The sequence below is a fragment of the Pseudomonas sp. 21615526 genome, from assembly GCF_013386245.1.
Taxonomy (GTDB): Bacteria; Pseudomonadota; Gammaproteobacteria; order Pseudomonadales; family Pseudomonadaceae; genus Aquipseudomonas.
Map to the genome: position 1 here is coordinate 17,273 of NZ_JACAOM010000044.1, position 22,720 is coordinate 39,992.

General features: G+C 62.0%; 18 protein-coding genes and 1 pseudogene. 11 read left to right on the plus strand and 8 right to left on the minus strand.

Going from position 1 to position 22,720, the window contains the following annotated elements; genetic code table 11:
• The first annotated feature begins 275 nt into the window (after positions 1–275).
• From HX786_RS14855 to HX786_RS14885, 7 genes are all read left to right on the plus strand, one after another.
• Positions 276–857, plus strand: a complete 582-nt coding sequence (locus tag HX786_RS14855) for an alpha/beta hydrolase (RefSeq protein WP_003211820.1) — start codon at positions 276–278, stop codon at positions 855–857.
• A gap of 48 nt (positions 858–905) precedes the next feature.
• On the plus strand, positions 906–1,826 hold the full coding sequence (locus HX786_RS14860) for a sigma 54-interacting transcriptional regulator (RefSeq protein ID WP_003211821.1): 921 nt from the start codon (positions 906–908) through the stop codon (positions 1,824–1,826).
• A 232-nt stretch (positions 1,827–2,058) separates the two neighbouring features.
• Positions 2,059–2,841 carry a MetQ/NlpA family ABC transporter substrate-binding protein gene (locus HX786_RS14865; protein ID WP_063033612.1) on the plus strand — a complete coding sequence of 261 codons (783 nt, stop codon included), beginning with the start codon at positions 2,059–2,061 and terminating at the stop codon, positions 2,839–2,841.
• 559 nt (positions 2,842–3,400) lie between these two features.
• Positions 3,401–4,066 carry an amino acid ABC transporter permease gene (locus tag HX786_RS14870; RefSeq protein WP_003211825.1) on the plus strand — a complete coding sequence of 222 codons (666 nt, stop codon included), beginning with the start codon at positions 3,401–3,403 and terminating at the stop codon, positions 4,064–4,066.
• Complete coding sequence (locus HX786_RS14875) at positions 4,047–4,706, plus strand: amino acid ABC transporter permease (RefSeq protein ID WP_008435829.1); 660 nt, start codon at positions 4,047–4,049, stop codon at positions 4,704–4,706. Before HX786_RS14870 ends, HX786_RS14875 begins: the two co-directional genes overlap by 20 nt.
• Complete coding sequence (locus tag HX786_RS14880) at positions 4,703–5,479, plus strand: amino acid ABC transporter ATP-binding protein (RefSeq protein ID WP_003211829.1); 777 nt, start codon at positions 4,703–4,705, stop codon at positions 5,477–5,479. Before HX786_RS14875 ends, HX786_RS14880 begins: the two co-directional genes overlap by 4 nt.
• Positions 5,476–6,351, plus strand: coding sequence for a transporter substrate-binding domain-containing protein (locus HX786_RS14885; protein ID WP_008435828.1), 876 nt, complete (start codon positions 5,476–5,478; stop codon positions 6,349–6,351). Before HX786_RS14880 ends, HX786_RS14885 begins: the two co-directional genes overlap by 4 nt.
• A 134-nt stretch (positions 6,352–6,485) precedes the next feature.
• Here the strand turns inward: HX786_RS14885 and HX786_RS14890 are convergent, their stop codons facing one another.
• Positions 6,486–7,646, minus strand: a complete 1,161-nt coding sequence (locus tag HX786_RS14890) for an AAA family ATPase (protein WP_102606019.1) — start codon at positions 7,644–7,646, stop codon at positions 6,486–6,488.
• Between the two features lie 122 nt (positions 7,647–7,768).
• On the opposite strand from HX786_RS14890, the gene HX786_RS14895 reads away from it, so the two are divergent.
• The 4 genes from HX786_RS14895 to HX786_RS14910 all read left to right on the plus strand — a co-directional run bounded on the left by HX786_RS14895 (position 7,769) and on the right by HX786_RS14910 (position 15,293).
• On the plus strand, positions 7,769–8,872 hold the full coding sequence (locus HX786_RS14895) for an efflux RND transporter periplasmic adaptor subunit (protein WP_178912273.1): 1,104 nt from the start codon (positions 7,769–7,771) through the stop codon (positions 8,870–8,872).
• The gene (locus HX786_RS14900; protein WP_003211833.1) at positions 8,869–9,939 is read left to right on the plus strand and encodes an efflux RND transporter periplasmic adaptor subunit; all 1,071 of its coding nucleotides are present in this window, start codon (positions 8,869–8,871) and stop codon (positions 9,937–9,939) included. The genes HX786_RS14895 and HX786_RS14900 overlap by 4 nt, the downstream gene beginning before the upstream one ends.
• Positions 9,936–12,989 (plus strand): efflux RND transporter permease subunit, encoded by a 3,054-nt coding sequence (locus tag HX786_RS14905; RefSeq protein ID WP_087692737.1) that lies wholly within the window; start codon positions 9,936–9,938, stop codon positions 12,987–12,989. Before HX786_RS14900 ends, HX786_RS14905 begins: the two co-directional genes overlap by 4 nt.
• Before the next feature lie 120 nt (positions 12,990–13,109).
• A complete protein-coding gene (locus tag HX786_RS14910) occupies positions 13,110–15,293 on the plus strand; it encodes a glycoside hydrolase (protein WP_178912274.1) in 2,184 nt (727 codons plus the stop codon).
• A 94-nt stretch (positions 15,294–15,387) separates the two neighbouring features.
• Here the strand turns inward: HX786_RS14910 and HX786_RS14915 are convergent, their stop codons facing one another.
• From HX786_RS14915 to HX786_RS14945, 7 genes and pseudogenes are all read right to left on the minus strand, one after another.
• Entirely contained in the window at positions 15,388–16,014 is a 627-nt protein-coding gene (locus HX786_RS14915; RefSeq protein ID WP_177021017.1) for a bifunctional 2-polyprenyl-6-hydroxyphenol methylase/3-demethylubiquinol 3-O-methyltransferase UbiG, read from the minus strand.
• 39 nt (positions 16,015–16,053) lie between these two features.
• Positions 16,054–16,698, minus strand: a complete 645-nt coding sequence (locus HX786_RS14920; protein ID WP_003211840.1) for a methionine ABC transporter permease — start codon at positions 16,696–16,698, stop codon at positions 16,054–16,056.
• Complete coding sequence (locus HX786_RS14925; protein WP_003211842.1) at positions 16,688–17,806, minus strand: methionine ABC transporter ATP-binding protein; 1,119 nt, start codon at positions 17,804–17,806, stop codon at positions 16,688–16,690. Before HX786_RS14925 ends, HX786_RS14920 begins: the two co-directional genes overlap by 11 nt.
• A complete protein-coding gene (locus HX786_RS14930; protein WP_003211844.1) occupies positions 17,803–18,618 on the minus strand; it encodes a MetQ/NlpA family ABC transporter substrate-binding protein in 816 nt (271 codons plus the stop codon). The genes HX786_RS14925 and HX786_RS14930 overlap by 4 nt, the downstream gene beginning before the upstream one ends.
• Before the next feature lie 143 nt (positions 18,619–18,761).
• Positions 18,762–20,114, minus strand: a complete 1,353-nt coding sequence (locus HX786_RS14935; protein WP_177122554.1) for an LLM class flavin-dependent oxidoreductase — start codon at positions 20,112–20,114, stop codon at positions 18,762–18,764.
• Positions 20,114–21,307, minus strand: coding sequence for an SfnB family sulfur acquisition oxidoreductase (locus tag HX786_RS14940; RefSeq protein WP_003211848.1), 1,194 nt, complete (start codon positions 21,305–21,307; stop codon positions 20,114–20,116). The genes HX786_RS14935 and HX786_RS14940 overlap by 1 nt, the downstream gene beginning before the upstream one ends.
• Before the next feature lie 25 nt (positions 21,308–21,332).
• A pseudogene (locus HX786_RS14945) lies at positions 21,333–22,482 on the minus strand (SfnB family sulfur acquisition oxidoreductase).
• Positions 22,483–22,720 lie beyond the last annotated feature (238 nt).

Consider the following 22,720-nt stretch of genomic DNA (forward strand, 5'->3'; position numbering starts at 1 on the left):
GAAGAGCAAAATCAAAAGCTGAAGCGGGCACGGTTCAAATGTGGGAGCTGGCTTGCCTGCGATGGCATCTCCTCGGTGTGTCTGATGTACCGAGTTGTCTGCATCGCAGGCAAGCCAGCTCCCACAGAAAAGCAGCTCTGCTTTCGCTCTGGTTTTTGATTTGGCTTTTAACACTCGATTTTTGGTTATTAATAAATAGCTTCTTATTCCTTAACGAATATATACCCCGTGCCTATACTGACCCACAACGTTAAACGCTGCAGGAGGGCACACCCATGCACAGCGAGTCGATTCGTTATCTGATCGTGCCGGGCTGGCAAGGATCGCCAGAAGATCATTGGCAAAGTCATTGGCAGAACAGCCTGCCCAACAGCGCGCGCGTGGAGCAGGCCGACTGGCTCACCCCACGCCGCGAAGACTGGGTGGCCGCCCTGGCCGAAGCCATCGCCGCCGACAGCACCCCGGTGATTCTGATCGCCCACAGCCTGGGCTGCATCACCGTCGCCCATTGGGCGGCCACCGCACCGGTGCAGTTCCTGCGTCAGGTACGCGGCGCCCTGCTGGTGGCCCCGGCCGATGTCGAACGCCCTGCCTGCGCACCCGCCCTGCGTAACTTTGCGCCAATCCCCAGCCACCTGTTGCCCTTCCCAAGCCAGGTCGTCAGCTCCGACAACGACAGCGCCGTCAGCGCCACCCGCGCCTTGGAACTGGCACGTAACTGGGGCGCCGAAGCGGGAATTCTCGCGGGCGCCGGGCACATCAACGTGAAGTCCGGCCATCAACGCTGGGAACAGGGTTTCGCCTACCTCTATCGCCTGCAAAATCGCCTGGAACATCACTCCCGGCGCCGTGCATAAAATTTTTTAAACGCCCCTTCCCCTTCGTGGATGGGGCGGGAGCCTGCCATGAGCCTGCATGAAACCTTCGGTCAGCCCCTGCTGACCTTCCCCGACGCCGAAAAAAGCCCCCTGAGCATTCGTGCCAAGGCGCTGGTGTTTGTCGACCCGCGTTCGCGGCAACTGCGCGAAGACCTCGAAAACCTCGCCCCCCGCGCCTTGCCCGTGTTGATCCGCGGCGAAACCGGCAGCGGCAAGGAGTTGCTCGCCCGGCATATACACCGTGGCAGCGACCGCACCGGCCTGTTTGTCTCGGTGAATTGCGGCGCCATCAGCCCGACATACGCCGACGCCGAACTGTTCGGCTACGCCGCAGGCAGCCACAGCGGCGCAGCCAGCAGCCGCGCTGGCTGGTTTGGCTCGGCCAACGGCGGCACGTTGTACCTGGATGAAATCGGCGACTTGCCGCTGCCAATCCAGGTCAAGCTGCTGGCGGCGCTGGAAAACCACGAAGTCACTCGCGTCGGCGCCCATCAGCCAAGCCCGGTGGATGTGCGGCTGGTGGCGGCCACCAGCATCGACCTCGCCCAGGCCGTGGCGGCCGGCAAGTTTCATGAGCGCCTGTTCCATTACCTCAGCGAAGGCCAACTGGAGCTGCCCGCACTGCGCGAGCGGGTGGGCGACATCCTGTCACTGGCCGAATATTTCCTCGGCATCTACAGCCAGCGCCTCGACCTGCCGGTGCCGCTGATCAGCGACGAAGCCCAGCGCGTGCTGGAGCATCACAGCTGGCCGGGCAACACCCGGGAGTTGGAGAACGTGATTCACTTTGCCTTGCTGGTCAGCAGTGGCGACGAGATTCTGCCTGAGCATTTGAACCTGCCCGTGGCGGGTTCGCCTGTGGAGCAGGTGCGGCGAATTCTTGGCCACGCCAGCGCCGCCGAGGTTGAAGCCCTGAAAAGCTATCTGAAAGAACACGCTGTTTTGTAGGAGCCCGGCTTGCCGGCGATGGCGTCCTCAGGAGCATCGCAAGGCTCAAGACCGCCATCGCCGGCAAGCCTGGCTCCTGTATGAACAAAATGGAATATCAAAGTGAATAAAAAGTATTGTTCTGGAATAAAAAACCTCGGTATTGTCCGCTGCACGCCGCGATAGCACTTCGCTGGCATCCACTAAAAAAGCGGCCGTCCCAGACGACCCGGATTTTCGATAAGGACACTGCATGAAAAAGGTTCTGTTGTTTACCGCACTGGCGGCTGCCCTGACTGCAAGCTTCGCCCAGGCCAACGAGAAACTGGTGGTAGCCGCTACCCCGATCCCGCACGCCGAGATCCTTGAGCTGGTCAAGCCGACCCTGGCCAAAGAAGGCGTGGACCTGGAAATCAAAGTCTTCACCGACTACGTACAACCGAACGTACAGGTGGCCGAGAAGCGTCTGGACGCCAACTACTTCCAGACCCTGCCGTACCTGGAAAACTTCAACAAGGGTAAAGGCACCAACCTGGTCACCGTAGTGGGTGTGCACGTTGAACCCTTCGGCGGCTACTCGAAAAAGATCAAAAACATCTCTGAGCTCAAAGATGGCGCCACCGTGGCGATCCCGAACGAAGGCAGCAACTCCGGCCGTGCCCTGCTGCTGCTGCAAAAGGCTGGCGTGATCACTCTGAAAGACCCGACCAACGCCCTGGCCACGCCGAAAGACATCGCCAGCAACCCGAAAAACCTGAAATTCAAAGAGCTGGAATCGGCGCTGCTGCCACGCGTCCTGGACCAGGTTGACCTGGACCTGATCAACACCAACTACGCCCTGGAAGCCGGCCTGAACCCGGCCAAGGACGCGTTGATCATCGAAGACGCCAAGTCGCCGTACGTGAACTTCCTGGTTGCCCGCCCGGACAACAAGGACAGCGACGCGATCCAGAAGCTCGCCAAAGCCCTGACCAGCCCTGAAGTGAAAGCTTTCATCGAGAAGAAATACAACGGCGCGGTCGTGCCGGCGTTCTGATCGAACCCAAAAACCTCCTTCAAGGTTTAAACGCCGACGGCTTCTACAGCGTCGGCGTTTTTTATGGCTGGAACACAATCGAAATGTGGGAGCGGGCTTGCTCGCGAATGCGGTGGATCAGCCAACACATCTGCTGACTGATACACCGCATTCGCGAGCAAGCCCGCTCCCACATTTGGGACTGTGTCAGCTCAGATATTTCGACTGTTAATGGCCCTGCGTAGCGCCACCAGCCACTTTACCAGTTCCTGCGGATCAATCGGTTTTGCCTCGTTCATCGCTCACTCCCTCGCTGTTGGTTGGCCGTCAGTCTGGCCACGCGCTGCCTATCCCTGAAGTGCAGCTCCGATAAAAAGACCCTTCCTACTTCCCCGGGAACAGTAGCTGTCATCCATCTGCACCGCGAATCCGCAGGTTATCTATTTGGGTGATATCAATATGCTATTTCGGTATTTAAATTTTGCTTTTTATACCTTTAAAGTCGGCGCTACCCGGCGTTACCCACGCTGGACCGGACCGCACCAACGCCGCTTTACCCCTGCGGCGTCAGGGATTTCAGATGACCTTCGATTACGCATTTATCCTCAGCACGCTGCCAGCGTTTCTCAAGGCCGTGGGCGTTACCCTGCAAGTCGGCCTGATCGCCATTGGCACCTCCATGCTGGTGGCCTTGATCAACGCCGCGCTGCTGGTGTTTCGCACGCCCTACGTGTGGCGCCTGGTGGCGCTGTACGTGGAGTTGGCGCGCAACACACCGCTGCTGATCCAACTGTTTTTCGTCTACTTCGCGTTGCCGGCCCTGGGGCTGAATATCTCCGGGTTCTGGGCGGCAATCATCACCATGACCTTTCTCGGCGGCGCCTACCTCACGGAAGTGCTGCGCGCCGGTGTCGAGGCGGTGCCGCTGGCACAGATCGAATCGGGCAAGTCCATCGGGCTGTCCCACTGGCAACTGCTGCGCCATGTGATCCTGCCCCAGGCCGGGATCCTCAGCCTGCCGGCGCTGTTTGCGAACTTTATTTTCCTGCTCAAGGAAACCACGATCGTGTCGGCGGTGGCGGTGCCGGAGATTCTCTACACCACCAAAAGCTATATCGCCCTCTACTACAAAACCTACGAAATGCTCGCGGTGCTCACGTTGATCTGCGTGCTGTTATTCCTGCCGCTGTCGCTGCTGCTCAGCCGCCTTGAAAGGAGGCTCCAGCATGGCCAGTTCGGGTCTTGAATTACTCTGGGTGTCCTTGCCGCAACTGGGCAAGGGCGCGGCGCAAACCCTGTCGATCTCGTTCTTGAGCATCGCCTTCAGCACCGTCGGCGGCGTGGTGTATGGCGTGCTGCGCACGTTGAATTCGAAAGCGATCAACCTGGTGCTGCGGATTTACCTGGAGCTGTTCCGCGCCATTCCGGTGTTGGTGTGGTTGTACTTGCTGTTCTTCGGCCTGCCGATTTTCTTTGGCCTGAGCATTCCGAGCTTCTGGTGCGCCGTGCTGGTGTTGTCGCTGTGGGGTGCCAGTGAAGTCGGCGAAGTGGTGCGCGGTGCGTTGCATTCGTTGCCCCGTGGCCAGCGTGAAGCCGGCCTGTCGATTGGCCTGTCGGACCCGCAACTGTACGGTTACGTGCTGTTGCCCCAGGCCCTGAAACGCATGACCCCGCCGACCATCAATGTCTACACCCGCATTATCAAGACCAGCTCCCTGGCGGTGCTGATCGGTGTGGTGGACGTGATCAAGGTCGGCCAGCAAATCATCGAGCGCACCTACGAGTCGGTATTGATCTACGGCGCGCTGTTCCTGTTTTTCTTCTTTATCTGCTACCCGTTGTCGGCCGCCTCCAAGGTGCTGGAACGGCGCTGGGCCCAAGCATGAGCGCATTGATCGAGTTCCAGGGTTTCAACAAGTTTTTCGGCGACCAGCAGGTGCTCGACGGCATCGACCTGAGTGTGCAAAGCGGCGAAGTGGTGGTGATCCTCGGCCCCAGCGGTTGCGGCAAAAGCACCTTGCTGCGGTGCCTCAATGGCCTGGAAGTGGCCCACAGCGGTAGCCTGCGTTTTGCCGGCAAGGAGCTGCTGGACAAGGCCACCGACTGGCGCCAGGTGCGCCAGGACGTGGGCATGGTGTTCCAGAGTTATCACCTGTTCCCGCACATGAGCGTGCTCGACAACCTCCTGCTCGGCCCGCTGAAAGTGCAAAAGCGCGAGCCCCGCGAAGCCCGGGCCCAGGCTGAAAAACTGCTGGAACGGGTGGGCCTCTCCGACAAACGCGACGCCTACCCGCGCCAGCTGTCGGGCGGCCAGCAGCAACGCATCGCCATCGTCCGCTCGTTGTGCATGAACCCGCAGGTCATGCTGTTTGACGAAGTCACCGCCGCCCTCGACCCGGAAATGGTCAAGGAAGTACTGGAAGTGATCCAGGGCCTGGCCCGGGACGGCATGACGCTGCTGATCGTCACCCATGAAATGGCCTTCGCCCGCGCCGTCGCCGACCGCGTGGTGTTCATGGAGGCCGGCCGCATCCTCGAACAAAACACCCCCGAGGCATTCTTTACGAACCCGCAAACCGCACGCGCGCAGCAGTTCCTGGAGAAGTTCTCCTTCGTTTCAACACTGCCCAAAAGAACCAAGGAACTGGAGCTGTCATGAAAACTGCCAAGTTGTTATTCCCCCTGTTCGGCCTCGCTTTGCTGGCCGGCTGCAATAAGTCCGAAGAGCCCGCCAAGACGGCTGCCGCTGCCACCCCGGCACCCGCTGCGGTGAGCTACATCGACAAGATCAAGGCGCGGGACAAGCTGATCGTCGGCGTATTCACCGACAAGCCGCCGTTTGGTTTCGTGGATGAGTCCGGCCGTTATGTCGGCTTCGATACCGACATCGGCCGCCGTTTCGCCAAGGACCTGCTGGGCGACGAGAACAAGGTTGAATTCGTCGCCGTAGAGCCGGCGAGCCGCATTCCGTTCCTGCAAAGCGACAAGGTCGACCTGATCCTCGCCAACATGACGGTGACGCCGGAGCGCAAGGAAGCGGTGGACTTCACCAACCCGAACCTGAAAGTCGCGGTGCAGGCCCTGGTGCCGCAGGACAGCTCGGTGAAGAGCCTGGACGACCTGGCGACCCGCACCACCATCGTCACCACCGGCACCACCGCGGATATCTGGCTGACCAAGAACCACCCGGACTGGAAACTGCTGAAGTTCGAGAAAAATTCCGAGTCGCTGCAAGCGTTGTCGGCGGGCCGTGGTGATGCCTATGCCCAGGACAACCTGGTGCTGTTCAGCTGGGCCAAGCAGAACCCGGGCTATCGCGTGCTGGAGCAGAAACTGGGGGATGAAGCGCCGATTGCGCCGGCGGTGAAGAAGGGCAACATCGAATTGCGGGATTGGGTGAATGCCGAGCTGGCGAAGTTGGGCGAAGAGAAGTATCTGCTCAAGCTGTATGACCAGTATGTTCGCAAGGAACTGAGCGATGACACCAAGCCGGAAAGCGTGATTGTTGAAGGCGGGAAGTGGCAGGGTTGATCAGCTAGCTGTTGGGTGACTGATCTACCGTCTTCGCGAGCAAGCCCGCTCCCACATTCGACCGAGTTCCACCTTTGGAATGCGGACAAATGTGGGAGCGGGCTTGCTCGCGAAGAGGCCCTCACAGGCACCGCCTAACTGGGCCAATGCCACGCCGGCTCATCCAGCACCCGCTGCCCCACCACCTGCGTCTGCCCCATCACCTTCTCCAGCACGATCGAATTACACCCTTCATCCTGCTGCAACGCCGCAATCAAGCGGCTGGCATGGGACACCACCCACACCTGACACTGCTGCGACACCTGAATGATCAGCCGCGCCAACGCCGGCAAAAGATCCGGGTGCAAGCTGGTTTCCGGTTCGTTCAATACCATCATCGTCGGTGGCCTCGGCGTCAGCAGCGCCGCCACCAGCAGCAAGTAGCGCAAGGTGCCGTCCGACAACTCTGCTGCCGACAAGGGCCGCAGCAATCCTTCCTGATAAAACTCGATGGCAAAGCGTCCGCCCTGCAATGGCTCGATATTCAACCGCGCGCCGGGAAACGCATCGCTGATCGCCCGCTGCAAGGCGTCCGGGTCGCCAATCTCGCGAATGGTCTGCAACGCCGCTGCCAAGTCCCGCCCATCGTGATGCAGCACCGGCGTACGCGTGCCCAGTTGCGGCTGGCGCACTGGGGCGTCGACGTCGCTGCGAAAGTGGTCATAAAAGCGCCAGCCGCGAATGCTTTCGCGCAGCAGCAATACCTCCGGCGAACCCCGCAGGCTGCCGACCTGATCGAACAGGCTGTGGTAGTTCGGCGTGTGCTGGGCCAGTACATCCCAGGCGCGGCCATCGCGGGCACGTACCATCGGGCCGGAGCGCTGCACCAGCAGGCTCGCCGGGCGAAATACATGCCCGGCCCAGATGCATTCTTTCTTGATCTCCGGGTCCAGGGAAAAATAGGACAAGGTTTTCTCGGGCAACCCCAGGGAAATCGCATAGCTGAAATCCTCTGCGGCAAACCCCAAGCGCAAGCGCTTGGCGCCCTGGCGCACGATGGGCTCCACCGCCACTTCACCACTGAGCATGCGCCGACTGATGCTTTCCGGCCCTGCCCAGAAGGTTGAATCCAGCCCACCCTCGCGGGCCAGTGCGTTGATCACGCCGCCCTGGGCCGTCTCCGCCAGCAGCCGAAGGGCGCGGTACAGGTTGGACTTGCCGCTGCCATTGGGGCCGGTAATCAGGTTCAACCGATCCAGCGGCACCACCAATTTGTTGATCGAGCGGTAATTGGCCACCGCGAGGGTCTTGAGCATGAGAAAAATTATCGGTTTGGGAACCCCTGGAGTATGGGATTCTCCATGCAGATAAGGAACCCTGTTCTAAGCTCACAGTCGCATAGACACTGGCACGTCGGCATCACGCAAAAGGAGCCTGCATGGGCGGTCCCAAACTCACATTTATCCTCGGCCTTGGCCTGCTGGCGCTGCTGAGCGGTTGCGGCCAGGAAAAAGCCGAACCCAAGGAACATTCCCGGGTGTTTGTGCAGACGGCGAAGTCCACCGACTTTGCCGCCGCCGTGACCTTGACCGGCGATATCCAGGCCCGGGTGCAGACCGATCTGTCGTTCCGCGTCGGCGGCAAGATCATCCAGCGCATGGTGGATGTCGGCGACCGCGTCAGCGCCAAGCAGGTGCTGGCCAAGCTCGATCCGAAAGATTTGCAGACCAACGTCGACTCCGCCCAGGCCCAGGTGGTCGCCGAGCAGGCGCGGGTCAAGCAGACCGCCGCCGCGTTTGTGCGCCAGGAAAAACTCTTGCCCAAGGGCTACACCAGCCGCAGCGAATACGACTCCGCCCAGGCCGCGTTGCGCAGCAGCCAGAGCGCGCTGACCGCGGCCCAGGCGCAGTTGGCCAATGCCCGCGAGCAGTTGGGCTACACCTCGCTGGTCGCCGACGCGCCGGGCATCATCACCGCCCGCCAGGCCGAGGTGGGCCAGGTGGTGCAGGCCACCGTGCCGATTTTCAGCCTGGCCCGGGATGGCGAGCGCGACGCGGTGTTCAACGTCTATGAATCGCTGCTGGTGGAGCCGCCGCCGGACAAACCGATTACCGTCAGCCTGCTGGAAAATCCGCAGATCACCGCCGTGGGCAAGGTGCGCGAAGTCACCCCGGCCGTTGCCGCCAATACCGGCACGGTGCAAGTCAAAATCGCCCTCGACGCGCTGCCCAAGGGCATGCAACTGGGCTCGGTGGTCAGCGCCACCGCCAACGGGCCGGCCAAGGCCAGCATCGAATTGCCGTGGGCTGCCTTGACCAAAGACATCAGTGCGCCGGCTGTCTGGCTGATTGACGGCGACGGCAAGGCGCAACTGCACAAGGTCACGGTCGCGCGTTACCTGACCGGCAAGGTGATCATCAGCGACGGCCTCAAGGGCGGCGAAAAAGTCGTGGTGGCCGGCGGGCAATTGCTGCACCCCGGCATGATCGTGGAAATCGCCCAGCCGCCGGATCAGGCCCAGGCCCAGGGAGTGCAGCCATGAAGCAGTTGACGTGTGTGCTCGCCGCCAGCCTGCTCTTGATGGCGTGTTCCAAGGAAGAACCGGCACCGGAACCGGTGCGCCCGGTGCTGTCGATTGAAGTGAAAGCCGAAGACCAGGAAAACCTCGGCCGCTTCGCCGGAACGATCCAGGCCCGCTACGAAAGCAATCTCGGTTTCCGTGTGCCAGGCCGTATCGCCCGGCGCGCGGTCGACGTGGGCGCTGAAGTGCAGCAGGGCGCGTTGCTCGCCGTGCTCGACCCCACCGATCAACAGAACCAGTTGCGCGCCGCCCAGGGCGACCTGGCCCGGGTCCAGGCACAGTGGATCAACGCCCAGGCCAATGCCCGTCGCCAGCAGGAATTGTTCAACCGTGGCGTCGGCGCCCAGGCCCAGCTGGACATCGCCCAGACCGACCTGAAAACCACCCAGGCGTCCCTGGATCAGGCCAGGGCCTCGGTCAATCAGGCCAAGGACCAGCTCAACTACGCCGAACTGCGCACCGACCATGCAGGCATCGTCACCGCCTGGAATGCCGAGGCCGGCCAGGTGGTCAGCGCCGGGCAGCAAGTGGTGACCCTGGCACGACCGGACATCAAGGAAGCCGTCATCGACTTGCCCGCCGGCCTCGCCGAGCGCCTGCCGCCGGATGTGGTGTTCCTGGTCGCCGGGCAGATGGACCCCACGGTCAGCACCACCGCCACCGTGCGCGAGATCGAACCCCAGGCCCAAAGCGCCACGCGCACCCGTCGCGCCCGCCTGACCCTGGCGGAAACACCGCCCGCGTTCCGCCTTGGCACCGCCATCAGCGTGACCCTGAGTTCAGCCATCGCGCCGCGTATCGAATTGCCCCTCAGCGCCTTGCAGGAAGCCGACGGCAAGACCCGCATCTGGGTCATCGACACCCAAAGCCAGACCGTACAGCCCCGTGACGTCAGCATCGTCAGCCGTGACGCCGACAGCGCCTTGCTCAACGCCGGCGTCAAACCCGGCGAGCGGGTGGTGAGTGCCGGCGTGAACAGCCTGAAGCCCGGGCAAAAAGTCAAAATCGACGAGGACAGCCCGCGATGAAAGGGAGCTTCAACTTATCCGACTGGGCCCTCAAGCATCAGTCCTTCGTCTGGTACCTGATGTTCGTCGCGCTGCTGATGGGCGTGTTCTCGTACATGAACCTCGGTCGCGAGGAAGACCCGTCGTTCACCATCAAGACCATGGTGATCCAGACCCGCTGGCCGGGTGCGACCCAGGAAGAGACCCTGAAGCAGGTCACCGACCGCATCGAGAAAAAACTCGAAGAGCTGGACTCCCTCGACTACGTGAAGAGCTACACCCGGCCCGGCGAGTCCACGGTGTTCGTGTTCCTGCGGGACACCACCAGCGCCAAGGACATCCCGCAGATCTGGTACCAGGTCCGCAAGAAGATCGACGATATTCGCGGCAGCTTCCCCCAAGGCTTGCAGGGGCCGGCGTTCAACGACGAGTTCGGGGATGTGTTCGGCTCGGTGTACGCATTTACCGCCGACGGCCTGTCGATGCGCCAGCTGCGCGATTACGTGGAGCAGGTGCGCGCCGAAATTCGTTCGGTACCGGGGCTGGGCAAGGTCGAGATGATCGGCCAGCAGGACGAAGTGATTTACCTGAATTTCTCCACCCGCAAACTCGCAGCGCTGGGGATCGATCAGCGCCAGGTGGTGCAGAGCCTGCAATCGCAGAACGCGGTGACCCCGGCTGGGGTGATCGAGGCCGGGCCGGAGCGGATTTCGGTGCGCACCTCCGGGCAGTTCGCCTCGGAGAAGGACCTGGCCAACGTCAACCTGCGGCTCAATGACCGTTTCTATCGGCTGGCCGACGTGGCGGAAATCACCCGTGGCTATGTCGACCCGTCGACGCCGATGTTCCGCTTCAACGGCAAACCCGCCATCGGCTTGGCCATCGCCATGCAGAAGGGCGGCAACATCCAGGACTTCGGCAAGGCCCTGCACAAACGCATGGACGACCTGACCGCCGACCTGCCGGTGGGTGTGGGCGTGCATAAGGTTTCCGACCAGGCCGAAGTGGTGGAGGAGGCCGTTGGCGGCTTTACCAGCGCGTTGTTCGAGGCGGTGATCATCGTACTGGTGGTGAGCTTTATCAGCCTCGGCGTGCGTGCCGGGTTGGTGGTGGCGTGCTCGATCCCATTGGTGCTGGCGCTGGTGTTCGTGTTCATGGAATACAGCGGCATCACCATGCAGCGGGTGTCGCTGGGCGCGTTGATCATTGCCCTCGGCCTGTTGGTGGACGACGCGATGATCACCGTGGAGATGATGATCACGCGCCTGGAAAAAGGCGAGACCAAGGAGCAGGCGGCGACGTTCGCCTACACCTCTACGGCGTTCCCGATGCTGACCGGTACGCTGGTGACCGTTGCCGGTTTTGTGCCGATTGGCCTTAATGCCAGTTCGGCGGGTGAGTACACCTTCACGCTGTTTGCGGTGATTGCCGTGGCGATGCTGGTGTCGTGGGTGGTCGCGGTGTTGTTCGCGCCGGTGCTCGGCGTGCACATCCTCAGCAGCAAGGTAAAACCCCACAATGCCGAGCCCGGCCGGGTGGGCCGGGCGTTCAATGGCGGCATGCTCTGGGCCATGCGCAATCGCTGGTGGGCCATCGGCATCACGGTGCTGTTGTTTGTGGCGTCGGTGTTTTCCATGCAGTTTGTGCAGAACCAGTTTTTCCCGTCCTCGGACCGTCCGGAAATTCTCGTCGACCTCAACCTGCCGCAAAACGCCTCGATCAACGAGACCCGCAAGGCCGTCGACCGTCTTGAGGCGATCATCAAGGACGACCCGGACATCGCCCGCTGGAGCACCTATATCGGCCAGGGCGCGATCCGTTTCTACCTGCCGCTGGACCAGCAACTGGAGAACCCGTACTACGCGCAACTGGTGATCGTCAGCAAGGGCCTGGAAGAGCGCGGCGCCTTGATTGCGCGCCTGCAAAAACGCCTGCGGGAAGATTTTGTCGGCGTGGGCAGCTTTGTGCAGCCACTGGAAATGGGCCCGCCGGTGGGGCGTCCGATCCAGTACCGGGTGTCTGGCAAGGACATCGACCAGGTGCGCAAACACGCGATCGAACTGGCGACCATGCTCGATAAAAATACCCACATGGGCGAGATCATCTACGACTGGAACGAGCCGGGCAAAGTCCTGCGGGTGGACATCGCCCAGGACAAGGCGCGGCAACTGGGGCTGTCGTCGGAAGACGTGGCGCAGTTGATGAACAGCGTGGTCAGCGGTGCGTCGGTGACCCAGGTGCATGACGATATCTACCTGATCAACGTGGTCGGCCGCGCCGAAGATGCCGAACGCGGTACGCCGGAAACCTTGCAGAACCTGCAGATCGTCACGCCCAACGGCACCTCGATTCCGCTGCTGGCGTTCGCCACCGTGCGTTATGAGCTGGAACAGCCGTTGGTATGGCGTCGCGACCGCAAGCCGACCATCACCATCAAGGCGGCGGTGCGCGACGACATGCAGCCGACCGACCTGGTGAAACAGCTCAAGCCGGACATCGACAAGTTCAGTGCTGGGTTGCCGGTGGGCTACAAAGTCGCCACCGGCGGCACCGTGGAAGAAAGCGGCAAGGCCCAGGGCCCGATTGCCAAGGTAGTGCCGTTGATGCTGTTCCTGATGGCGACCTTCCTGATGATCCAGCTGCACAGCGTGCAGAAGATGTTCCTGGTGGCCAGCGTGGCGCCGCTGGGGCTGATTGGCGTGGTGTTGGCGCTGATTCCCACGGGCACGCCCATGGGCTTTGTGGCGATTCTGGGGATCCTTGCGCTGATCGGCATCATCATCCGTAACTCGGTGATCCTGGTGACGCAGATCGACGCCTACGAGCGCGACGGCTACACGCCGTGGGACGCGGTGGTGGAAGCTACCGAACACCGGCGCCGGCCGATCCTGCTGACCGCAGCAGCGGCCAGCCTGGGCATGATCCCTATCGCCCGTGAAGTGTTCTGGGGCCCGATGGCCTACGCGATGATCGGCGGGATCATCATCGCCACCTTGCTCACGCTGCTGTTCCTGCCGGCGCTGTACGTGGCCTGGTACAAGATTCGCGAGCCGAAGAAAGAACAAGCCTGACGGCCACAGCGGTGACATTCCTACACGGACGTGGGAATGTTCCCTGAAACATTTTTTTGCCCTTCGCACCCGATCAATTGTTTTACCCTCCGGGCCTGATCCTTTGCCAAGGCCTGCCCCATGCGTTGTTTCCTGCTGGTTTGTAGCTTGTTACTGTCGCCCGTGGCCCTTGCCGGCACGGTGCTGGAGAACGCCCTGTGGCGGGTTGAGATCGACCCGGCGACCCTTGCGATCCACGTTATCCCCAGCGACAAGACCGCCGTGCAGGCTTCAAGCGGAGGCCCTGCGCACAGGGTCAACCAGCTCTCCCAAAGCACCCGTCAGGCCAGTTGGCAATGGGACGATGGCGCCTATCGCCTGAGCGCCACCCTCGAGCAACGGGATCTTGCCCTGACGATTACCGCCCGTGATGCCGGTGAGTTGGCGATCCTGCGCCAACCCGCCAGCGCCATGGGCAAGGGCCTGATCTGGCCCCTGGCCGAAGGGCATTACGTGCCGGCGGGCAATGGTGTGTGGCAGGACTTCCTGCTGGAGCAGGGCGACGTCAACACCACCCAGGACCTCAGCTTGCCGCTGTGGGGCGTGGATCACGGCGCGTTTACCCTCAACTGGCTGATGACCAATTCTTACAACAACCGTCTGCACTGGCAGGCCGACGGCAAAGGACTGGCGTTGTCCGCCTTCCATGAATTCACCACGCTGGACCCCGCGGCACCGATGACCGTTCTGTTGCACCTGGGCGAAAGCGACCCGCTGGCCGGCGCCAAGCGTTATCACCAGTGGCTGGTGGAGCAGGGGCTGTTTGAACCGTTGGCGGACAAGTTGCGGCAAACCCCGGAAGCGGAAAAGCTGCTGGGCGCCAGCCATATCTACCTGTGGGGCAATGATCTGCTGGCTCCGGGGGATGTGCGCGACTGGCCGCAACTGCTCAAGCTGCTACGCAGCGGCAAAGGCTTGGCGGCTGAATTGAATGGCTTGCTGGACAAAGAGGCTGCGCAGGTTCGGCAGGTCAAGCAACCGTATGAGCAGGCTGTCCTGCTGCGCGGCCTGAACGCGGCGATCAACACAAAGGCCCGGCAAAGCTGGCAGCCCTCCACCGAGCCGAATATGACCCAACTCGCTGATGGCTATGGTGCGCTGCGTCGCGAGTTGGCCGTGGCTTTTGCGGGTGCCTTGAGCGCCACGCCTGAGACTTGGGGCAACACCTTGTCCGTCACCAACGCGCTGAAAGGCGCCGGTCTCAAGCGCCTGCTGGTGACCCAGGGCGAAGGCTGGGAAGGCGGGCTCTGGCATCCTGAGGCGGTGAAGACCGGGGTCGACGCCGGTTACCTGATGGCGCCCTACGACTCTTATGAAACGGCACTGTCGGCCACTGAAAATCCCGACTGGACCACCGCGCACCTGGGCAGCAAGGCCTATGGCGAGTGCGCGATCGTGTTGAAGGGCGGCCAGCTCAAGACAGGCTTCCAGAAGTCCGGCCACTACACCGACCCGCGCTGCGTGCGGCCGTTGCTGGAGGCGCGGATCAAGGCGGTGCAGGCCAAGTCCGGGTTCAACGCCTGGTTCCTCGACGCCTATGCCACCAGTATGTTGTTCGACAGCTATCGCACGGGTGCGAGCATGACCCAGGCACAAAACGCCGAAGGCAATATCGATGCGGCCCGCTGGATCAATACGGTGCTGAAGTTGCCGGCAGGTTCCGAGGACGGCAACGCGATCACCGCCCGAGGCATCCTGTTTGCCCACGGCATGCAAACGCCGGTGCTGGGCTGGGGTGATCGGGAGATGACCAAGGACAAGCAGTCGCCGTATTACGTCGGGGCTTGGTACCCGCCGGAACAGCCGGCGGTGTTCTTCAAGTCGGTGCCGTTGAAAGAGCCGTTTCGCACGGTCTACTTTGACCCGACGATGCGCCTGCCGCTGTATCAGGCGGTGTTCCATGGCTCGGTGATCACCACCCACCATTGGCTGTTCGACAGCCTGAAACTGAGCAACGTGCGGGCCGAAAGCGAGCTGACGCAACTGCTCTACAACGTGCCGCCGCTGTATCACCTGAGTGCGGCGACGGTGAAGCAGCGCTTGCCGGTGATTCAGCGCCAGGACGCGTTCTTCCGGCCGCTGCATGAGCGGTTGGCGACTCAGGCGATGACCGATTTTCGCTGGCTGACGGAAGATAAACAGGTGCAGCAGACCACGTTTGCCGATGGAACGCGGTTGGTGGCGAATTTTGCTGAGGGGCGTATTACCGCTTTTGTACCTGGCGCCCAGGCTGTGGTGTATCAGGTGGATGAGTGGCGGCTGTGAGTCCTTCGCGAGCAAGCCCGCTCCCACAGGGAAATGCATTCCAAAATGTGGGAGCGGGCTTGCTCGCGAAGGCGTAAGCCCAAACAACAAAGACCTACAGCTTGCGCCACACACTTGCCAGCCACGGCTGTTGTTCCCGAGGCAATCCCGCTGGCCGGTAGTAATGCTCCAGCTCCACAAACCCCGCAGCCGTCAGCAATTCCTGCCACGCCTGCAAGTCGTGATACGAGCCATACCGCGGCCCATTCCAGCCCTCCTGGTTTTCACCTCGAGGGTTTGAGCTGAACAACACTCCACCGACCTTCAACGCCCCATGCAACTGCCCAAGAATGCGCGGCAGTTCCTGCTTGGGAATATGAAACAGCACCGCATTGGCGAAGATCCCGTCGAAACGGCCGGCCGGCAAATCCAGCTTCAGGAAGTCCTGTTGCAGCACTTCACAGCCGCTGTCTTCCCGGGCCATCTGTGCAAAGCGCTCCGAACCATCGAGCCCCACCGCGATGTGGCCCATGCGGGTAAACGTCTGCAAATCCCGCCCCGGCCCGCAGCCGAAGTCCAGCACGGTAAACGGTGCGTCGCCCTGGATATGCCGCAGCAACGCATCAATGTTCTGGCTCACATCGTGATCGCGGGTGCCTTCACGAAAATCCTCGGCCACTTTGTTGTAGTGGCCAAGGGTGGTGGAGGTGATCTGGTCGAGGTCGTCGGGGGCGAGTTTCATGGCAGGTTATACCGGGCGCTGAGATGGCCCGACTATACCTCACCTCTTGTTCAGAACCCTGGCCAACCGATCGCCGCCCAACTGAATCACGGCTACCAGGATCACCAGCAGCACAATCACGGTGAGCATGATCTGCGTGTCAAAGCGCTGATAGCCATAGCGATAGGCAATATCCCCCAGCCCACCGGCGCCAATTGCCCCGGCCATGGCCGAGGAGTTGATCATCGTCACCAGGGTAATCGTGAACCCGCCGACAATCCCCGGCAGCGCCTCCGGCAGCAGCACATGCCAGACGATATGCCAGCGCCGGCAACCCATGGCCTGCGCCGCCTCGATCAAGCCGTGATCGACTTCGCGCAAGCTGACTTCGGCGATCCGCGCAAAAAACGGCGTGGCCGCGATGGTCAACGGCACCACCGCCGCCCACACGCCATAGGTGGTGCCGACGATCAACCGGGTGAACGGAATCAGCGCCACCATCAAAATCAAAAACGGGATCGAGCGGAACAGGTTAACGAACGCCCCCAGCACCCGATTCAAGGCAGGCGCCTGATAGATGCCGCCCTTGTCACTGGTCACCAGGAACACCGCCAGCGGAATCCCCACCAGCAATGCAATCAACGACGACACACCGACCATCAACAGCGTGTCGATGGCGCCCTGCAATAAACGATCAAACCACATAGCCCAGCACCTCCACCTGTTGTGCCCAGCGCCCGGCGCGGCTGCGCAGTTCTTCGGCGGTCAGGGACGAGCCGCTCACCGCCAGCAGCAATTGCCCCAAGGCGTGGCCCTGGATGCGTTCCACACCGCCTTGCAGCAAGCGCACGCGCCCGCCGAGGGCGCTGAACAACGCAGCAAGATCGGGTTCGTCTTCGGCACTGCCAGTCAGTTGCAAGCGCAGCACCACGGCGGCGTCCTTTGAGGTCGGATTGGCCTGCAGGCGGCTTTGCAACTCTTCAGGCAGGCCATGTTGCAGCGGCGCCAGCAGGGTTTTACTGACCTCATGCTGCGGGTTGCCGAACACTTCCCACACCGGACCTTGCTCGACCACATGGCCGTGTTCCAGCACCACCACGCGGTCGCAGATTTCGCGAATCACGGCCATTTCGTGGGTGATCAGCACGATGGTCAAGCCCAGGCGTTTGTTGATCTCCCGCAGCAGACCGAGGATGGATTGCGTGGTCTCAGGGTCGAGCGCTGAAGTGGCTTCGTCGCACAACAGAATCTGTGGGTCATGCACCAGTGAGCGGGCGATGCCCACCCGCTGTTTCTGCCCGCCGGACAGCTGGGCCGGGTAAGCCTTGTGCTTATCCTGCAAACCGACCAATTCCAGCAGTTCACGCACCTTCTTCTCGCGCTGCTCCTTGGGCACGCCTGCGACTTTCAACGGCAGTTCGACGTTCTGCCACACGGTCTTGGCCGACATCAGGTTGAAGTGCTGGAAGATCATGCCGATGCGTCGGCGCAGGGCGACCAGGCGGTCTTCGTCGAAGTCGCCGATGTCCACCTGGTCAATCAATACCCGGCCGCTGCTCGGTTGTTCCAGGCGGTTGATGGTGCGGATCAGCGACGACTTGCCGGCGCCGCTGCGGCCGATGATGCCGAAGACTTCGCCGCGCTGGATCGCCAGGTCGATGCCTTGCAGGGCGGGCACGGATTGGCCGTCATAGGTCTTGCCCAGGTTGATAAAGCGCACGTGCGCGCGGTTCAGGTCCGGGTGCAGTTCTGTCTGCTCGGCGTCCCTGGGCGGCAGGCCCAGGTCGCGCAGTTGAGAGTGGGCGGCGGTCATTTTTTATCTTCCCAGCCGACTTGGTAGAGCTTGCCAAGGGATTTATCCAACGCGGCGCGCACCACCGGCGAGTGCTGGTAGATGTCGACGAACTTGATCACCCGCGGGTCGGTTTTGCTCTTGGGCTGGACCACGAACTGGATCACGTATTCCGGGTGGTCGAGGCCGTCGAACAGCAGCGCCGACTCGGCATCGAAGGTCTTGGACAGGCGGATATACGCCGGGTAGCCCTGCACCAGGTCGGCGTCGTCATAAGCGCGCACCAGTTGCACCGCCTCCACTTGCAGGATCTTGATCTTCTTCGGGTTGGTGACGATGTCTTCTTCAGTGGCCTTGTAGCCCACGCCCGGCTTGAGCGTGATCAAGCCGGCCTTGGCCAGCAGTTGCAGGCCGCGACCACTGTTGATCGGGTCGTTGGCAATCGCCACGCTGGCGCCCTGGGGCAGGTCGTTGATGCTCTTGTACTTCTTCGAATACAGCCCGACGTTGTTGATGATGCCCGGCGCGTACGGCACCAGGTCAAAGCCTGCAGCGGCCTTGGCGTTTTCCAAAAACGGGATGTGCTGGAAGTAGTTCACGTCGATATCGCCGGCTGCCAGGCTGACGTTGGGTGCGATCCAGTCGGTGAATTCCACCAGTTCGACTTTCAAACCCTGTTTGCCGGCCTCTTCGACGGCGGCTTCCAGGGGAATGGCGAAGGCGGCGGTGGTGCCGACTTTCAAGGGAGCGTCAGCGGCGAATACCGCCGAGCTGAACAATCCGAGGGCGAGCGCCAGTGCTTTGACTGGGTGGCTGAGCAGTGTTTTTTTCATAGTGGATTTCCAGTCATAAGGTATGAGTGCAAACAACTCGGTCAACTGTGGGAGCGGGCTTGCTCGCGAAAGCGGTGTGTCAGTGAATGCATCCGGCGACTGATACAGCGCTTTCGCGAGCAAGCCCGCTCCCACATTTTGGTTCAGTGGCGGTAGGTGGAGCCGGTGTGTTGATCAGGTAAGTGCGCCGAGTGGTGGAAGACTTTCTCCCGCAACGTCCCGGTCTCATACGCGGTCTTGTACGAGCCCCGGCGCTGCAGCTCCGGCACCACCAGTTCGATGAAGTCGACGTAGCTTTCCGGGGTGACGATGCGCGTCAGGTTGAAGCCATCCAGGCCGGTTTCGCTGATCCATGATTCAAGTTCATCCGCCACCTGTGCCGGCGAACCCACCAGGGTGATGTAGCGCCCGCCCAGGGCGTGCTGCTCAAGCAACTTGCGCCGGGTCCAGTCATTGTTCTGCAGGTTCTTGGTCGCGGACTGGATGGCGTTGCTCTTCACGTACTGGATCGGTTCGTCGATTTCGTACTGTGAAAAATCGATCGCCGTGGATGCCGAGAAATGCGCCACGCCGGCTTCCGCACTGGCGTAGCTCAGGTACTCGGCGTGCTTGGCCCACGCAGCTTCTTCGGTGGCGCCGACAATCACGTTCAGGCCCATGAACACCTTGATATCGTCCGGGTTGCGCCCGGCTTCCACGGCGCTGGCGCGCACCTTGTCCACCTGGATCTTGGTCGAGGCCTTGTTCTGCCCGCTGATGAACACGCACTCGGCGTGGCGCCCGGCAAACAGCAGTCCACGGTCGGAGCTGCCCGCCTGGAACAGCACCGGCGTGCGTTGCGGCGACGGCTCGCACAGGTGATAACCCTCCACCTGATAGAACTCGCCCTTGTGCTCGACCTTGTGCACCTTCTCCGGCTGGGCATACACCCGCGCCTGCGGATCGTTGATCACCGCGTCGTTTTCCCAGCTGCCTTCCCAGAGTTTGTAGAGCACCTCCAGGTATTCGTCGGCCTGGTCGTAGCGCCGGTCGTGCTCGACCTGCTCGGTGAGGCCCATGGCCTTGGCGGCGCTGTCGAGGTAGCCGGTGACGATGTTCCAGCCCACCCGGCCACGGCTCAGGTGGTCGAGGGTCGACATGCGCCGGGCGAACAGATACGGCGGTTCGTAGGTGAGGTTGGCGGTCAGGCCGAAGCCAAGGTTTTTGGTCACCGCCGCCATGGCCGAGACCAGCAGCAACGGGTCGTTGACCGGCAGCTGGATCGCCTCCTTGAGCGGCACGTCCACCGAGTTCTGGTAGACGTCATACACGCCGACGATGTCGGCGATGAACAGCCCGTCGAACAGTCCGCGTTCCAGCAACTGCGCCAGTTCGGTCCAGTACTCGATGGTTTTGTACTGGGTCGAGTTGTCCCGTGGATGGGTCCACAGGCCGTGGTTGATGTGCCCGATGCAGTTCATGTTGAAGGCATTGAGCAGGATCTTTTTCTTCGTCATCAGATAGTCCCCCGCAGTGGCGGGTTTTCATCGTTGAGGTAGTAATTGCCCACGGCGTGGTACTTCCAGCGCACCGGGTCGTGCAGGGTGTGCACCCGGGCGTTGCGCCAGTGGCGGTCCAGGCCGTGTTCGGCGAGGGTCGCCTGGCTGCCGGCGAGTTCGAACAGGGTGCTGCCGGCCGCCAGGGAAATCTCGGTGCTGAGGGCGCGCACTTCGGCGACCGCGATGGATGCGGCCGCGACGGTGTCGGCATTGCTGTCGGCCTGGGCGCGGTCGAGGAATTCGCCTGAGCGTTCCAGCAGGGCTTCGGTGGCGTGCAGGCGGATGCTCAAGTGGCCGAAGCTTTTCAGGGTCAGCGGATCTTCGGTGGCCTTGTCGCTGGTGGCGTCGATCCACGGCCGGGTCTTGGTGCGCACGAAGTGCAGGGCATCTTCATAGGCTGCGCGGGCAATGCCGGTGTCGATGGCGGCGTGAAGGATCTGCGCCAGCGGGCCGACAGTGGTCGGGCGCTCGAAGGCACTCTGGAACGGGATCACGTCCTGGGCCGCGACCCACACGTTATCGAACACCACCGAACCGCTGCCAGTGGTGCGCTGGCCGAAGCCGCTCCAGTCGTCGATCACACTCAGGCCCTCGCTGTCACGGGTGACAAAGGCCAGTTGCTGCACACCGTTTTCGTCCACCACGGACGTGGGAATACGTTGGGCGTAGATCGCGCCGGTCGAGTAGAACTTGCGGCCGGTGATACGGAAACCGTCACCGTCGCGGGTGATCTTGGTGATGCGGTCGTGGGCGGTCTTGGTGCCCAGTTCTGCCAGCGCATTGCCGAAGCGCTGGCCGGCGAGCACTTCGGCGTACAGGCGTTTTTGCTGCGCCGGGCTGCCGTTCACCCGCAGCACTTCGAGGGCATAAAAATGGTTTTGCGGGATCTGCCCCAGGGACGCATCCGCCTGGGCAATCAGTGCCGTGACCTTGGCCAGGGTGACGTTGGAAACGCCGGCACCGCCGAACTCCTTGGGTACGCTGATGCCCCACAGGCCGGAGCGGGAAAACACGTCCAGCTCAGGCAAGGGTAGGCGGCGTTCACGGTCACGCAAGGCGCTGTCGCGGCGGAAGTCTTCGGCCAGGTCGCTGGCGACAATGAGGGCTTGTTCATCGCTGGTAATAACCGCGACGTGATGAGAAAGGGTCATGCGTATTCTCCAGAGGTCTGGTCGGTTAAATCCAGGAATGTCGGGCAGGCAAAGTGCCGTTGAGGTGGTAAGCGCCCACCGCGTGGTACTTCCAGCGCACCGGGTCGTGCAGGGTGTGCACCCGGGCGTTGCGCCAGTGGCGGTCGAGGTTGAATTCGGCGAGGGTCGCGCGGCTGCCGGCCAGCTCGAACAGCTTTTCGCTGGCGAGCAGGGAAATCTCGGTGGTCAGCACCTTGGCTTCGGCTACGGCAATCGAGGCGCGTGCGGCGGACTGCGCGGTGATCGGCGCGGCGCTGACTTGGTCCAGTACCTGGCCGGCCTTGCGCAGCAGGGCTTCAGCGGCGTGCAGTTCGATCTTCAGCTTGCCGATATCGGCGATCACATACAGGTCATCGCTGGCCCGTTCGACCTTGGCGTCGATCCATGGCCGCGAGCGTTCGCGTACAAAGCTGATGGTGTCGTCGATCGCGCCACGGGCGATGCCGGCGTCGATGGCCGCCTGGATCAATTGCGAGACTGCACCCTGGATGCCCGGTGTTTCGCCGAGTCGCCAGGTTTCCACCACCAGTTCGGCGTCCACCGCTACTTGATCCAGCAGCACTGTGCCGCTGGCGGTGGTGCGTTGGCCAAAGCCTGACCAGTCATCGACGATACGCAGGCCTTCGGTGCCACGGCGCACGAACGCCATGACGACTTTGCCGTCATCGTTCAAGGCCTTGACCGCCACCCAATGGGCGAACAGCGCGCCAGTGGAGTAGAACTTCTGGCCACTGACGACGTAGCCGTCACCTTCGGCGGTGATGCGTGACTTGAGGTCCAGGGTGTTTTTGGTACCGCGTTCCGGGCCGCCGTTGCCGATGCGCCAGCCGTCCAGCACGCTCTGGAACAGCTGCTTTTTCTGGCGCTCGCTGGCCGCACCTTGCAGCACGTGCAGGATGCCGAAATGGTTCTGCGGGATTTGCCCCAGCGCCGGGTCGGCCGCGCTGATGATCNNCGATTTCAGCCCAGGGCAGTTTGCGTTGCTGATCGCGCCTGGCCGCTTGCAGGCGCGCGGCCTGTGCCAGCTCGTGGGCGGCGCTCAGGGCCTCGGCGTCGTTGCGCAGCACTTTGGCGGGCAACAACAGCGGGGCAACGTCCAGATCACTCTGGGGGGGTGTTTGTGCCAAGTTAGACATCAGCGCCGCTCCTTGGCTGCACGCAATGCCCTGGCGTTACGCACCGGGGTAATTTTGACCATACCTACCTCACATCCGTTGAAAAGATAAAAAAATCAGGAATGTCCGGTGGTCCGGTGCATATACCCTAAGCGTGTTAAATTTTTTAATAAACTAACTTTTAGGAATATGCATAGAAGGTCTGTCACCCCGGTTAACAGGGCGAGCCGGGGCGACGGGGTTGGTAGGCCAGCGGGGC